The sequence below is a fragment of the Paenibacillus alba genome, assembly GCF_013204855.1.
Lineage (GTDB): Bacteria > Bacillota > Bacilli > Paenibacillales > NBRC-103111 > Paenibacillus_E > Paenibacillus_E alba.
In genome coordinates this window covers 556,711-570,374 of the sequence record NZ_JABMKZ010000003.1, presented here as the reverse complement: position 1 = coordinate 570,374, position 13,664 = coordinate 556,711, and the positions used below count along the sequence as shown (strand labels likewise).

Genomic DNA, 13,664 nt, shown 5'->3' with positions numbered 1-13,664 from the left:
TATTTAAAAGGGAAATTTAAATCCCTTGCCTAACTTCTTCATGCCTTTGGCGCCTTTCGGGCCCATCATACCGGAGAATTGCTTCATCATTTTGCGCATATCATCGAATTGTTTAATGAAGCGATTGACTTCCTGCACGGAATTCCCGCTGCCCAGTGCAATCCGCTTACGGCGGTTTGCATTGAGAAGCTCCGGCTTGCGCTTCTCTTCTGTGGTCATTGATTTCACAATAGCTTCAACACGAGCCATTTGTTTATCATCAACCTTCATATCCTTCATGCCTTTGATCTTGTTGGCGCCAGGCAGCATATCCAGAATTTGATCCAATGGACCCATTTTCTTAACTTGCTCCATCTGATCCAAGAAATCCTCGAAGGTGAATTCGGCGTTGCGCATTTTGCGCTCCATCTCTTTCGCCTTGTCCATGTCGATACCGGCTTGCGCCTTCTCAATCAACGTGAGCATGTCGCCCATGCCTAGGATTCTTGAGGACATACGATCTGGGAAGAATGGTTCTAACGCGTCCATTTTCTCGCCGCTGGCCACGAATTTGATCGGACAGCCTGTAACAGCTTTGACAGACAACGCCGCGCCACCGCGGGTATCGCCATCCAGCTTTGTTAATACAACACCTGTGAGCTCAAGCTGTTTGTGAAAGCTTTCTGCAACGTTGACAGCATCTTGACCTGTCATGGCATCAACGACGAGCAAGATTTCATCAGGTTCAACAGCAGTGCGAACATTTTTCAGCTCGTCCATTAGATTTTCATCGATGTGCAATCGACCTGCTGTATCTATAATGACATAATCATTGCCGTTGTCTTTGGCATGTTGTAGACCTGCTTTGGCAATTTCGACCGGACTCACTTGATCGCCAAGTGCAAATACCGGTACATTCAATTGCTCGCCAAGAACCTGGAGCTGTTTAATTGCAGCTGGGCGGTAAATATCACATGCTACAAGCAGCGGTCTATGGTTTTGTTTAAGCAGCATTTTCGCCAATTTACCAGAGGTTGTCGTCTTACCAGCCCCTTGCAAACCTGCCATCATAATGACGGTTGGCGGTCGATTCGAGCGAGCTAATTTGCTTTGGGTACCACCCATCAGAGCGGTCAGCTCTTTGTTAACGATATCGATAACGACCATGCCTGGCGTAAAGGACTTAAGCACCTCTTGCCCAATCGCTTGTTCCTTCACTTTGGCAATAAAGTCTTTCACCACTTTAAAGTTAACGTCCGCTTCGAGCAGAGCCAATCGAACCTCGCGAAGCGCTTCGCCTACATCCTCTTCCGTCAGCTTACCTTTGCTTCTCAGCTTACCGAAAACGTTCTGCAATCGGTTTGCCAATCCTTCAAATGCCATGCGCTTCACCTCCTGCTTCTGGACTTGTCTTTAATCTATCCCTACTATTGTATCAAAAAGCTCCGTCGTTTTCCTCTTTAGCTCCGGATCGCAATGATCCAGCACTTGAATCAGCTCTGTGCGCAGCTTCATGCGTTGTTCATGCTTATGTACCAACTGCAGCTTGCCTTCATAATCCTGCAAAGTCAGCTCTGCACGTTTAATATGTTCATAGACCGCTTGGCGGCTAATTTCGAAATTCTCAGCGATTTCTCCTAGCGAGTAATCGTCATGAAAATACAACTGGAGGAATGTTCTCTGTTTATCGGTCAACAGCGCTTCATAGAAATCAAACAGCAAGTTAATGCGATTCGTTTTCTCCAGCATCTGATCGATCTGATCGAGCGTCATAACTCCACCTCCGTAAAGGTTGCACACTTGACACCAGCACAACAGAACTTATCATACTGAATTCCGAGATGAATGTCAAGCATTTGACCTTGTCAGTTATAAAAACAAAAAATCCCCCTCCAACCGCTTTGGCGGCAGAGGCGAATTTTCCTTGTTATATGAACGGTTGAGTTAATTATCCGTTTCTTCTTTTTGCTCCCCAATCCATTTTCCGAACAAGGCATGCACGAATTGCTCAGAATCAAATGGCTGAAGATCGTCCATTTTCTCGCCTAAACCAACAAACTTCACGGGTAGTGCCAGCTCCTGACGGATCGCTACAACTATACCGCCTTTGGCCGTGCCATCCAGCTTGGATAAAACTAACCCTGTCAAGCCGGTTTTATCGCCAAATAGCTTCGCTTGACTCAGCGCATTTTGGCCCGTTGTGGCATCCAAAACGAGAATCACTTCATGAGGAGCATCCGGCACTTCGCGTTGAATAACACGATAGATTTTGTTCAACTCTTCCATCAAATTCACTTTGTTTTGCAAACGTCCGGCTGTATCGCATAGCAGAATATCTACGCCGCGCGTCTTGGCAGCCTGCACCGCATCAAACATCACCGCGGCAGGATCGGCGCCGGATTGTTGTTTAATAACATCAACACCTACACGCTCACCCCAAGTTTCCAGCTGTTCAATAGCCCCTGCACGGAACGTATCGCCTGCAGCCATCAACACTTTTTTTCCTTGTGATTTGAACATGTGGGCCATCTTGCCAATCGTTGTCGTTTTCCCTACACCATTGACTCCCACGAATAAAATGACGGACAACCCATTAGGATTCAGCTTCAAGCCTGCATCTGCATCGCCCTTGAGGAGTTCAATCAGCTTCTCGGAAAGAATCGGTTGCAGCTCTGACGGGTTTTCAATCTTACGTTTCTTGACTTCAGCACGCAGCTCGTCAATGAGCTTCAGGACGGTATTCACGCCGACATCCGCACCGATCAGAATTTCTTCCAGCTCTTCGTAGAAATCCTCATCAATTTTCTTGCGACGGCTAAACAAATCATCCACGCGATCCACGAAAGCGTCTCTTGTTTTGGTTAGTCCTTCTTTAAATTTATTCGTTACCGCTTCAGCCTTGCTGGAAATGCTATCTTTCAATCGTTTGAAAAAGCTCATGGTTCCTCCTAAGATATTAACGTGTAAATGAATTGATTATGATGCGGAGACAACGGCTTCCTCATCCTCCAAGCGAACGGAAACAAGCTTGGAAACGCCGCCTTCTTGCATGGTCACGCCGTAAAGCACATCCGCTTCCTCCATCGTCCCTTTGCGGTGAGTAACGACGATAAATTGTGTCATTTCCGAGAATTCACGCAAGTATTCTGCAAAACGGGATACGTTCGCTTCATCCAAAGCAGCCTCTACTTCGTCCAGTACGCAGAATGGCACTGGTTTCACACAGATGATGGAGAATAACAAGGCGATTGCGGTTAGCGCACGCTCTCCGCCAGAAAGAAGCTGAAGGTTTTGCAGCTTTTTCCCAGGAGGCTGTGCCACGATCTCAATGCCTGTATCCAGCATATTCTCTGGTTCAGATAAAATCAAATCGGCACGCCCGCCGCCGAACAGTTTGGCGAATACAACACCGAAATGCGAGCGAATCGCATCAAAAGTCGTTTTAAACCGTTTGGACATCTCTAGGTCCATTTCTCGAATAACCTGATACAACGTCGTTTTGGCTTCGATCAGATCATCCTTCTGCGAGCTCAAGAATTCAAAACGCTCCGAAATACGCGCATACTCCTCAATCGCCCCAAGATTCACAACTCCCAGGGAAGTAATCTCGCGTTTCAGCTCGCGCACCTTGTTTTGCGTACCTTGGATATCCTCAGGAATGGGATAGCGTTCTTTGGCCAGCTCATAGCTAAGCTCATATTCTTCGGCCAGCTTTTTCAGCAGATTTTCGAGTTCCACATCCAACCGGGTCACACGAACTTCCGTTTGATGCAAGCTCTCTTCAACCTGTTTCAGCTGCTGCCGCTGGGCGCGAGTTTCATTCTCTCCCTGTTCAAGCTTAAACAACCAGTCCGTACGTTCAGCTCTTTTAAATTCGATACTTTCCGTACATTGCTGCTTTTTCAGCTTGAGATCGTTCAACAACTCAATTTGCAGCACGGTTTCCTGCTCAAGGAGCGCCATATCCTGTTCCAGCTGGGCAAGGAGCCCACGGTTCGTATCCATTTCTCGATCAGCTTCACTAAGGTCCTGCTGCAACCGCCGCTGTTGATCTTGGAGGGATTGCTTTTCTTGCGAAATAGACGCCACCTTGACCTTCAAATCCGTCAGTTGGCTTTGCAGTTCTTCCTTCTCGGATTCATTCGCTTTGCGTGAGCTTTCAGCCTCGCGAATGGCATGCTGAAGGGAAGCTTCTTCCTGCTGCAGCTCGGCCAGATTTGCTTCTGATTCTGTCTTCTTGCGTCCGAAATCTGCTTTCTCCTGCAGCAGTGAGCTTCTGTCTTGCGTATCCAGCGATAGCTGCTCTTCAACCGTGCGGCTCTCGGATTCCAAGGGATTTAGTTCCGCGCGAACTTGCTGTTCCGTGATACGCTTTTGCTCTCCTAGCTGGCGAAGCTGCTCGATCGTCATCATGTCGTCCGTAATCTCGCGCTTCATGACGCTGGATTGATTGCGCAAGCCGCTAAGCTGCTGCTCGGAACTTTTGATCTCTTGATCCAATTCCTCAATCTGACGCTGCCGTCCCAACAAGTTCGTTGATTTCTTCTGCAGGCTTCCGCCCGTCATCGAACCCCCAGGGTTTACTACATCCCCCTCAAGCGTCACGACCCGATAGCGATACTGCGCTTTTGCCGCAATATGATTCGCATCTTCCAAGCTTTGTGCAACAACAACATTGCCTAACAAGCTCGAAAAAATATTTTGATATGTAGCATCGAAAGAAACAAGGTCAACAGCTAATCCAATAAAGCCTTTGGCAGCCTTCAATGAGCTGAGCTCGTTATCCGAAATGGAACGCCCTCGTATAACATTCATTGGAAGGAACGTGGCTCGACCCATTTGGCGGCGTTTCAGGAAAGCAATAGCTTCACGGCCATCCGCTTCCGTTTCGACTACGATATTTTGCAAGGCACCGCCCAGCGCCGTCTCGATCGCAATCTCCACATCAGCCGGAACCTTCACTAGCTCGGCAATGGCGCCGCGAATTCCGCGCAAATCCTTGCGGCTTTTCGCTTTGAGCACTTCCTTAACACCTTGCATGAACCCATCGTAATCGTTAGCCATTTCTTTCATCGTATCTCGACGAGAAGTTAGCGCATCGAGCTTCTGTTCCCATTTGCGAACCATGCCTTGCGCTTCGTCCAATAAAGCTTGCTTGTTTTTCAAGCTTTGCGTTAATTGCACATATTGCTGCCTTACTTCTTCAATTTCATTCACGGTTTCTTCCAGCTTAGCCGTCAACTCTTGCTTGCGCTGTGTAATCTTCTCGCGTTGTTCCGCCCACTTGTGGCGTTCCTCGTCCAATCTTTCCAGACGACGGCCAATGCTCTCGGTTTGCTGCTCGGCATAACGAATTTCGTTTCGCGCCTGCGCCATCCGGTTCAACGTCTCCAGCAGCTCGCCTTTTAATTGATCTTCCGGCGAAGAACTGATGCCGCCGCTAACGCCTTGCAGCCGCTGCTCCTCAGCCGTCAGCTTGGCTTGAAACTCAAACAGCTGCGCACCGATCTGGATAATTTTCTCCCGATGTTCGCTAAGTTCAGCTTCTTTATCAATTTTGCGCTGCTCCTGCATAGCGAGGGTGCTGCTAAGCTGTTGTTGATTCGCCACGTAGTTCTTCTTGCGTTCCTTAAGAACTTCGCCGTGTCCCTCACATTTCTCGAAATCTTCACTCAGCTGAAGCAGGCTTTCTTGCAGCTTCTCGAGTTCCTCTTCCAAACGGCGCGTTTCCCAGCGATGCTTCTCCAGATGAGCATCGTGCTGGTTCACTACAGTAGAAAGCTCTGTTTGCTCTTTCGTGAGATTCTCCAGCTTCTGCGATGCTTCATTCCAAGCGAGATAAATTTGATCGATTTGATGCACATACATCGCAATTTCACTGCTTTTGAGCGTATCCCGAAGCTCCTTATAACGAATAGCCTTCTCCGATTGTTCGCGAAGAGGCTCAATTTGATCTTCGAGCTCAGACACCAAATCGTGAATCCGCAGCAAATTTTGCTCGGTATCACTTAGTTTTTTTTCCGCTTCACGCTTGCGTGATTTATATTTAACAATCCCCGAAGCTTCCTCAAAGATGCCCCGGCGATCTTCGGATTTGGTACTCAAAATCTCTTCGATACGTCCTTGTCCAATAATGGAATATGCTTCTTTCCCAATTCCCGTATCCATGAACAATTCGGTTATATCTTTCAGACGGCAGGGCTGCTTGTTAATTAAATACTCGCTCTCCCCGCTCCGATGCACTCTGCGAGTTACCGTTACTTCATTAAAGTCAAGCGGCAATGACTGCGATGTATTGTCGAGTGTCAGGGAGACTTCCCCATAATTAACAGCTCGGCGTGAATCGCTGCCCGCAAAAATAACATCCTCCATTTTACCGCCACGCAAAGACTTTGCGCTTTGCTCCCCCAATACCCAGCGGATACCGTCTGAAATATTGCTTTTTCCGCTTCCGTTGGGACCTACAACCGCGGTGATACCGCGCACAAATTCCAGCTCCGTCCGATCTGCGAAAGACTTAAACCCGGATAATTCAATCCGTTTCAAAAACATGGTCTCACCTCAAAAATTATTGTAACATATCCCTTCTGAAAATAAGAGATAAAAACCAAAAAAGGCAGCCGCAGCTGCCTCCCTTAGCTATATTCGTTATCGCTGAATAGTTACATTCAATTTCAACAAAGCTTGAGCTGCTGCTTGCTGTTCTGCTTCTTTTTTGGAACGTCCAGCGCCAGTCCCCAAAAGTTCAACATCCATGTAAACCTCTGCAACAAATTCACGCTCATGTGCAGGTCCACGTTCGTTCACAATCCGGTATTCCAGAGAACCCATATTGTGATGTTGAGTATGCTCTTGCAATTGCGTTTTGTAATCAATAACGAGCAGCTTGCCTTCGCTGGAAATTTTCGTGAATACATGCTTTTTGAGAAACCCTTTGACGACATCAATCCCTTGATCGAGGTATAAAGCACCTACGAAGGATTCAAAAACGTCTGCAAGGAGTGCCGGTCGGGAGCGCCCGCCCGTCAATTCCTCCCCTTTGCCGAGTAAAACAAAAGCACCGAAATCCAAATCTTCCGCAAAGGTAACTAGTGACGGCTCACACACAATAGATGCTCTGAGCTTCGTCAATTCGCCTTCCGAACGCCCTGGATATGAGTCATATAAAAATTCCGAAACCGTTAGCTCAAGGACAGCATCGCCTAGAAATTCCAGCCGCTCGTTATCTTTATGTCCAGCAATGCGGTGTTCATTGACATAGGAAGAATGGGTAAAAGCTTGCTTCAGCAGCTCGGTCTTACGGAACGTAATACCGATTTGTCGCTGCAGTTCTTTAATATCACGGTTCATCCGCTTAACTCACCACCCCGAGAGAATGATATTCCGTTATCTTTCTTCGTAGGAAGGCAAATTATGCTTCAAACCTTTTCAAGATAATTGTTGCATTGTGTCCGCCAAAGCCGAAGGAATTGGACATCGCAATATCCACCTTAGCTTCACGAGCTGTGTTAGGCACATAATCCAGATCACATTCCGGATCTTGGTTCACCAGATTAATCGTCGGCGCAATCAAACTGTTCGAAATCGTCAGTCCACAGATAACAGCTTCCACCCCGCCCGCAGCACCAAGCAAATGGCCTGTCATGGATTTCGTAGAACTTACTGCTACTTTGTAGGCATGCTCGCCTAAAGCTTTCTTAATCGCAATTGTCTCCGATTTATCTCCTACAGGAGTAGAAGTTCCGTGAGCATTGATGTAAGAAATGGACTCTGGTGCAATTCCTGCATCCTTAATCGCTTTCACCATACAACGTGCCGCCCCGTCCGGATCCGGATCTGTCATGTGATAAGCGTCGCCGCTCATACCGTAACCGATCACTTCCGCATAAATGCGAGCTCCGCGCTGCTGCGCATGTTCCAGAGACTCCAGAATCATGACGCCTGCGCCTTCTCCCATGACAAACCCATCACGATCCGTGTCGAACGGACGGCTTGCCAAATGCGGCTCTTCATTTCGAGTAGACATTGCCCGCAGCGCACAGAAACCAGCTACACCAATTGGTGTGATGGTCGCCTCTGCTCCACCGCAAATCATCACGTCAGCATCGCCGCGTTGAATCATTTTGAAGGAATCCCCAATGGAGTGCGTTCCTGTTGCACAAGCGGTTACAGCTGTGGAGTTCGGTCCTTTGGCGCCTGTCACCATCGAGATATGGCCAGAAGCCATGTTCGCGATCATCATTGGAATGAAGAATGGCGAAACACGTTTCGGCCCTTTTTCCAAAAGAATTCTATGTTGTTCTTCCCAAGTATTCAAACCGCCAATGCCAGAACCTACGGAAACGCCTACGCGTTCAGGATCCGTATCTTCTTTCACATTCAAGTTAGCGTCCTTCAGTGCATTAATGGCTCCCGCGACTGCGAATTGAACGAAACGGTCCATACGGCGAGATTCTTTGCGATCCACATAATTCTCAATGTTGAAATCTTTCACTTCAGCTGCAATGCGAGTAGGGTATTCGCTTACATCGAAATTCTCAATTAAGCTGACACCGGATTTACCAGAGGTTAAATTCCCCCAGAACGTTTCCAAATCTTGACCAAGGGCAGTAACTACGCCCATACCTGTAACTACAACTCTGTTCATATGTACCACCTTCTTATGTAGGAAGACTTTATTTTGTTGTTGGTTGAAAATGGAGAGAGAGTCCCGTCTTGATTAGAAACGGGACTCGGTAGACTATTACGTATGAGATTTTATGTAATTCGTAACTTCTCCTACAGTCGTAATCTTCTCAGCATCTTCATCTGAAATTTCTAAATCGAATTCATCTTCTAATTCCATTACTAATTCAACTACATCGAGAGAATCAGCACCAAGATCTTCTTTGAAAGATGCTTCGAGGGTGACTTCAGCTTCATCAACCCCTAGACGATCGACTACAATTCGTTTAACACGATCCAATACGTCGGACATCCGGTTCACCTCCTCTTTGGTATTATACGAGAATCTTTGACAGATTGCCAGTAGGCAATTTCTAGATTCTCTTTCTGGCAAATCTTACATGTACATGCCGCCATCTACATGAAGTGTTTGGCCTGTCATGTAGGAAGCATCGTCAGACGCCAAGAAGCGCACGACCTTTGCAATTTCCTCAGGCTGGCCAAGACGTTCCAGTGGAATCTGCTTCAACATATGTTCTCGCATCTCGGCCGACAATTTGTCGGTCATATCGGTTTCAATAAAACCTGGAGCCACCGCATTCACGGTAATGCCTCGAGAAGAAAGTTCCCTAGCCGTCGCTTTGGTTAGACCAATAACGCCTGCTTTGGCTGCTACATAGTTGGCTTGACCCGGGTTACCGAGCACGCCAACTACAGAAGATATATTAATAATTCGACCGAATCGCTGCTTCATCATAGGACGAGTAACGGCTTTCACGCAATTAAATACGCCCTTCAGATTCGTAGCGATGACTTGATCGAACTCTTCTTCCTTCATTCGCATGATTAAATTGTCTCTTGTTATGCCTGCATTATTCACAAGAATATCAATTTTACCAAAAATCTCTAACGTTTGCTTAACTAAATCATCAGCTTCTTGAAAACTGCTGACATCTGCACGCAGTTTGACAGCTTTGCGTCCCATTGCTTCAATGGCTGCAACTACTTCGCCGGCTGCCGCTTCACTTCCTGCATAGTTCACAGCAACATCAGCGCCATGCTCAGCCAAATGCAAAGCAATCGCCCGGCCAATACCTCTAGATGCACCTGTGACGAGTGCAACTTTACCCGTTAGCATGATTGTGTACCTCCTGCGTGTACTTCTCCAGAGCTTCTAGGCTTCCAATGGACACCGTTTTCACTGTTTTGTCGACCTTCTTGATCAATCCGGCGAGAACGGTTCCTGAGCCAAGCTCAATGAACGTGTCGACGCCTTGGCCGATCAAGTACGCAATCGTATCTTCCCATAGAACAGGAGAATACACTTGCTCTACCAGCAGCCCGCGAATGTCGCTGGGCTGCGAGACAGGACGAGCCGTTACGTTGGCCACAACGGGCACGGCTGCCTCACTCATCTCGACGGACGCGAGCACCTCGGCGAGGCGCTCCGAAGCCGGCTTCATGAGCGATGAATGGAAAGGCCCGCTCACCTCGAGCGGTATGGCACGCTTCGCGCCTGCTTCTTTGCAGCGTTCGACAACTGCTGCAACGCCCTCGCGGCTGCCCGAGACGACGATCTGTCCCGGGCAGTTCACATTGGCGAGCTCCACGACGGAGCCGCCGCTTGTAATAGCCGAGCATAGCTCCGCCAGCGCTGCGCGCTCGGCTCCCAGCACGGCTGCCATGGCACCCAGGCCGCCTGGGACGGCCTGCTCCATGAACTCGCCGCGGGCCCGCACGGTGCGGACCGCGTCTTCGAAGCCGAGCACGCCGGCTGCGACGAGCGCGCTGTACTCGCCCAGACTATGTCCTGCGACATAGTCCGGTGCAATGCCCGCAGCCTTGAACGCTTCCAGACAAGCAATGCTTGTTGTCAGCAGTGCAGGCTGCGTGTGATACGTGATCTTCAGCTGGTACTCTGGACCCTCGAAGATCAAATCTGATAAAGAGAAGCCCAGCGCTTCATTCGCGCGCTCAAAATAGGCTTTAGCCCCAGGATGATTCGTGAACAAATCATGCCCCATCCCTACGGACTGCGAACCTTGACCAGGAAAGACAAATGCTATTTTACCCATACGAGAAAAAAATCCCCTTTGGCGATAAATTTTAAGATGAAATGATGATGACTTGTGAGAAATGTGTTTACCAAACCAAGGCAGACGCGCCCCAAGTCAAGCCGCCGCCGAAGCCAACCAACACAATGCGGTCGCCTTCATTTAATCGGCCTTGCTCCGCAGCTTCTGCCAGTGCGACTGGAATTGAAGCCGCCGACATGTTGCCGTATTTGTCCAGGTTGATCATACATTTATCATCCGTTAATTCTAAACGGTTTAAAGATGCTTGAATAATTCTCATGTTCGCTTGGTGAGGAACCAGCAGGTCAATATCTGCTTTTTCCCAGCCTGCTTTGCGCAAAGCCTCATCTGCAGCATTCCCCATAATCCGCACCGCGAATTTGAACACTTCCGCCCCTGCCATGTAAATGTAATGCAAACGTTGATCGATCGAATTTTGCGAGGCCGGATTTCGCGAACCGCCGCCTTCAATTTTCAGAAGAGGACCTCCTGTACCGTCAGCACCCAGCTCGAATGATTTGAAACCTCTATGTTCAGGGACTTCGCCAATTACTACTGCTCCAGCTCCGTCACCAAAAAGAATGCATGTGTTGCGATCTGTATAATCCGTAATGCGGGACAAACAATCCGCCCCAATAACGAGCGCATATTTATAAGTTCCTGTTGCAATGAAGTTCGAAGCATTCGCCAAGCCATAGACGAAACCGGAGCAAGCGGCAGAAAGATCAAAAGCAGCTGCTTTCTTAGCGCCCAGCTTCTCTTGCAGTACGCAAGCAGTCGACGGGAAAGACATGTCCGGTGTAATGGTCGCGACGATGATCAAATCAAGTTGATCCGCGGTAATGCCTGCACTAGCCATCGCAAGGAGGGAAGCTTCATAGCATAGATCTGAGGTAGCTTGTCCTTCTGCTGCGATTCTTCTTTCGCGAATCCCTGTTCGACTGACGATCCATTCATCATTCGTTTCGACCATGGTTTCAAGTTCTTGATTCGTTAATATACGCTCTGGTACGTATTTCCCCGTTCCGAGGACCCCAACTGGTATTAGATTCATGTTGTTATATCACTCTTCCCATGGCTTATTTCGGCGGATATGGTGCCAACCAAATCATTTTGCAGGGCTATTCGCGCTTGGCGAACGGCATTCTTAATGGCATTGGCATCTGAGGAGCCATGGCTTTTCAGAACAAGGCCATCAATCCCCAGAAACGGGGCTGCCCCATGTTCGTTATAGTCTAACTTTTTGCGGAATTGGGTAAGTCCCGGTTTCAGGACAGCCGCAGCCAGCTTTGTAAATATAGTTTTTGTAAATTCCTGCTTGAGTGCCGAGAAAATAGCGGAAGCCGCGCCTTCCAAGGTTTTCAGCATGATATTCCCCGCAAAACCGTCACATACGATAACATCGCATTTGGCACGGAGCACTTGTGAGGATTCCACATTGCCCACGAAATGAATAGGTGCTTGTTCCATTAAAGGATATGCTGTTTTGGTTAATTCATTCCCTTTGGCTGCTTCTGTTCCTACATTCAACAGACCTACCCGAGGCTTCGCAACGCCATGCACTTTGGAACGGTAAATACTTCCCATAATGGCATATTGCACAAGTTGCTCTGGTGTAGCATCCATATTTGCACCTAAGTCCAGCGCAAGCACACCATGTCCGTCCATAGTAGGAATCATCGGTGCTAACGCCGGACGTTCAATCCCAGGAATCCGACCAACGACCAGCAATCCCGTCGTCATCAATGCTCCTGTATTACCTGCGGAAATCATAGCCTCCGCTTCCTTCTCACGAACTAACTTTCCGGCCACAACCATGGAAGAATCCTTTTTGCGGCGAACAGCTTTCACAGGCTCGTCTTCCGCTTCAATGACTTCTTCAGTGTGACGGATCGTTAGATTCGCCGGCCGCTCTGTCAGATGAGCTTCAATCGCGGCGCTGTTGCCGACCAGGATGATATGTACGTCCTTCCATTCCTTGGCCGCTGCGAGTGCACCTTCCACTACGATCTTAGGAGCATTATCGCCGCCCATTGCATCAATCGCGATCCGCATGCAGCTTGTCCTCCCTATCTAGATGCTCTTTCTTCGAATGAAAGATCACAAAATTGCCTCGAAAAACAGCCTCATCCCCAACATAAGAAGACACTTCAACTCTTGCTTTCCCCTTGGATACAGAGCGCACATAAGCTTTAGCAATGCATTTCTCTCCGAGCTTCACAGATCGTATAAAACGAATGTCTGCGGAAGCCGTCAGAGCTATCGGATCGTCGATGACAGCAACCGCCAAAGAGTTCGCTTGTGAGAATATATGATGTCCTCTTGCAATTTTGGTTCTTGAGAAAACATGATCTTCTTTAATTTCAAAAATCGAAATACCGCTTTGATCCAGCTGTATATCGATAACTTCTCCAATAACTTCATCAATGGATAATGATCGAACTTGGTCATGCGTCTTGACCGCCATATGCTTCATTCGTTCCCGCAGCTCAGGAATACCTAACTCCAATCGATCTAATCGGACGGTTTGGATACTAACGCCAAACGTACGCATCAGTTCTTCGTCTGTCATAAAAGGATTGACTTCAATCGCTTGAAGCAATTGCTGCTGCCTTTGTCGTTTAGGAAGGCGTTCGATGGTGAGCACCACCTTATCTCGTGAGATCTCATCTTATTACCAGATACTAAACTGTAGTATATTAAATTTACAACCAAAAAGAAAGCAAAAAAAATAGCACTTCACTTTTTGGATGAAGTACTATGTCCATTCTTATGCTTTTACGATCTCTCTACCTTTGTAAGTTCCGCAAGACTTGCACACGCGGTGTGCCAGCTTCAGTTCTCCACATTGTTCACATTTCACCATGCCTGGAACTTCCAATTTAAAGTGAGTACGGCGCTTGTCGCGACGAGTTTTGGACGTTCTTCTTTGAGGTACTGCCATAT

Annotated in this window: 13 protein-coding genes; all 13 read right to left on the bottom strand. The window is 48.0% G+C overall.

The window, feature by feature from the left end; all coding sequences use genetic code 11:
• Nucleotides 1-3: 3 nt before the first annotated feature.
• Nucleotides 4-1,362, bottom strand: a complete 1,359-nt coding sequence (ffh, locus tag HQN90_RS06215) for a signal recognition particle protein (protein ID WP_173216927.1) — start codon at nucleotides 1,360-1,362, stop codon at nucleotides 4-6.
• Nucleotides 1,363-1,392: 30 nt separating this feature from the next.
• The gene (locus HQN90_RS06210; RefSeq protein WP_079408678.1) at nucleotides 1,393-1,752 is read right to left on the bottom strand and encodes a putative DNA-binding protein; all 360 of its coding nucleotides are present in this window, start codon (nucleotides 1,750-1,752) and stop codon (nucleotides 1,393-1,395) included.
• Between the two features lie 171 nt (nucleotides 1,753-1,923).
• The gene (gene ftsY / locus HQN90_RS06205) at nucleotides 1,924-2,919 is read right to left on the bottom strand and encodes a signal recognition particle-docking protein FtsY (protein WP_173216926.1); all 996 of its coding nucleotides are present in this window, start codon (nucleotides 2,917-2,919) and stop codon (nucleotides 1,924-1,926) included.
• A gap of 36 nt (nucleotides 2,920-2,955) precedes the next feature.
• Entirely contained in the window at nucleotides 2,956-6,531 is a 3,576-nt protein-coding gene (gene smc, locus HQN90_RS06200; protein WP_173216925.1) for a chromosome segregation protein SMC, read from the bottom strand.
• A gap of 96 nt (nucleotides 6,532-6,627) precedes the next feature.
• Nucleotides 6,628-7,329: a ribonuclease III gene (rnc, locus tag HQN90_RS06195; protein ID WP_079408673.1), complete on the bottom strand. Its 702-nt coding sequence runs from the start codon at nucleotides 7,327-7,329 to the stop codon at nucleotides 6,628-6,630.
• A gap of 61 nt (nucleotides 7,330-7,390) precedes the next feature.
• Nucleotides 7,391-8,626, bottom strand: coding sequence for a beta-ketoacyl-ACP synthase II (gene fabF, locus HQN90_RS06190; RefSeq protein WP_079408672.1), 1,236 nt, complete (start codon nucleotides 8,624-8,626; stop codon nucleotides 7,391-7,393).
• Nucleotides 8,627-8,722: 96 nt separating this feature from the next.
• Nucleotides 8,723-8,956 carry an acyl carrier protein gene (gene acpP / locus HQN90_RS06185; protein WP_028558238.1) on the bottom strand — a complete coding sequence of 78 codons (234 nt, stop codon included), beginning with the start codon at nucleotides 8,954-8,956 and terminating at the stop codon, nucleotides 8,723-8,725.
• Nucleotides 8,957-9,040: 84 nt separating this feature from the next.
• The gene (gene fabG, locus HQN90_RS06180) at nucleotides 9,041-9,781 is read right to left on the bottom strand and encodes a 3-oxoacyl-[acyl-carrier-protein] reductase (RefSeq protein WP_173216924.1); all 741 of its coding nucleotides are present in this window, start codon (nucleotides 9,779-9,781) and stop codon (nucleotides 9,041-9,043) included.
• Nucleotides 9,768-10,718, bottom strand: coding sequence for an ACP S-malonyltransferase (gene fabD / locus HQN90_RS06175; RefSeq protein WP_173216923.1), 951 nt, complete (start codon nucleotides 10,716-10,718; stop codon nucleotides 9,768-9,770). Before fabD ends, fabG begins: the two co-directional genes overlap by 14 nt.
• Nucleotides 10,719-10,785: 67 nt before the next feature.
• Nucleotides 10,786-11,772, bottom strand: coding sequence for a beta-ketoacyl-ACP synthase III (locus HQN90_RS06170; protein ID WP_216855212.1), 987 nt, complete (start codon nucleotides 11,770-11,772; stop codon nucleotides 10,786-10,788).
• Complete coding sequence (gene plsX, locus HQN90_RS06165) at nucleotides 11,769-12,773, bottom strand: phosphate acyltransferase PlsX (protein ID WP_173216922.1); 1,005 nt, start codon at nucleotides 12,771-12,773, stop codon at nucleotides 11,769-11,771. The genes HQN90_RS06170 and plsX overlap by 4 nt, the downstream gene beginning before the upstream one ends.
• Nucleotides 12,757-13,368: a transcription factor FapR gene (gene fapR, locus HQN90_RS06160; protein ID WP_167387999.1), complete on the bottom strand. Its 612-nt coding sequence runs from the start codon at nucleotides 13,366-13,368 to the stop codon at nucleotides 12,757-12,759. The genes plsX and fapR overlap by 17 nt, the downstream gene beginning before the upstream one ends.
• Before the next feature lie 120 nt (nucleotides 13,369-13,488).
• Complete coding sequence (gene rpmF, locus HQN90_RS06155) at nucleotides 13,489-13,662, bottom strand: 50S ribosomal protein L32 (protein WP_029195321.1); 174 nt, start codon at nucleotides 13,660-13,662, stop codon at nucleotides 13,489-13,491.
• Nucleotides 13,663-13,664: the final 2 nt, after the last annotated feature.

What these genes read in the sequence shown, in the direction of transcription:
- rpmF (WP_029195321.1), bottom strand. Translation starts at nt 13,662, where the DNA reads ATGGCAGTACCTCAAAGAAGAACGTCCAAAACTCGTCGCGACAAGCGC.
- ftsY (WP_173216926.1), bottom strand. Translation starts at nt 2,919, where the DNA reads ATGAGCTTTTTCAAACGATTGAAAGATAGCATTTCCAGCAAGGCTGAA.
- HQN90_RS06170 (WP_216855212.1), bottom strand. Translation starts at nt 11,772, where the DNA reads ATGAATCTAATACCAGTTGGGGTCCTCGGAACGGGGAAATACGTACCA.
- HQN90_RS06210 (WP_079408678.1), bottom strand. Translation starts at nt 1,752, where the DNA reads ATGACGCTCGATCAGATCGATCAGATGCTGGAGAAAACGAATCGCATT.
- smc (WP_173216925.1), bottom strand. Translation starts at nt 6,531, where the DNA reads ATGTTTTTGAAACGGATTGAATTATCCGGGTTTAAGTCTTTCGCAGAT.
- rnc (WP_079408673.1), bottom strand. Translation starts at nt 7,329, where the DNA reads ATGAACCGTGATATTAAAGAACTGCAGCGACAAATCGGTATTACGTTC.
- fabD (WP_173216923.1), bottom strand. Translation starts at nt 10,718, where the DNA reads ATGGGTAAAATAGCATTTGTCTTTCCTGGTCAAGGTTCGCAGTCCGTA.
- acpP (WP_028558238.1), bottom strand. Translation starts at nt 8,956, where the DNA reads ATGTCCGACGTATTGGATCGTGTTAAACGAATTGTAGTCGATCGTCTA.
- fabG (WP_173216924.1), bottom strand. Translation starts at nt 9,781, where the DNA reads ATGCTAACGGGTAAAGTTGCACTCGTCACAGGTGCATCTAGAGGTATT.
- fabF (WP_079408672.1), bottom strand. Translation starts at nt 8,626, where the DNA reads ATGAACAGAGTTGTAGTTACAGGTATGGGCGTAGTTACTGCCCTTGGT.
- plsX (WP_173216922.1), bottom strand. Translation starts at nt 12,773, where the DNA reads ATGCGGATCGCGATTGATGCAATGGGCGGCGATAATGCTCCTAAGATC.
- ffh (WP_173216927.1), bottom strand. Translation starts at nt 1,362, where the DNA reads ATGGCATTTGAAGGATTGGCAAACCGATTGCAGAACGTTTTCGGTAAG.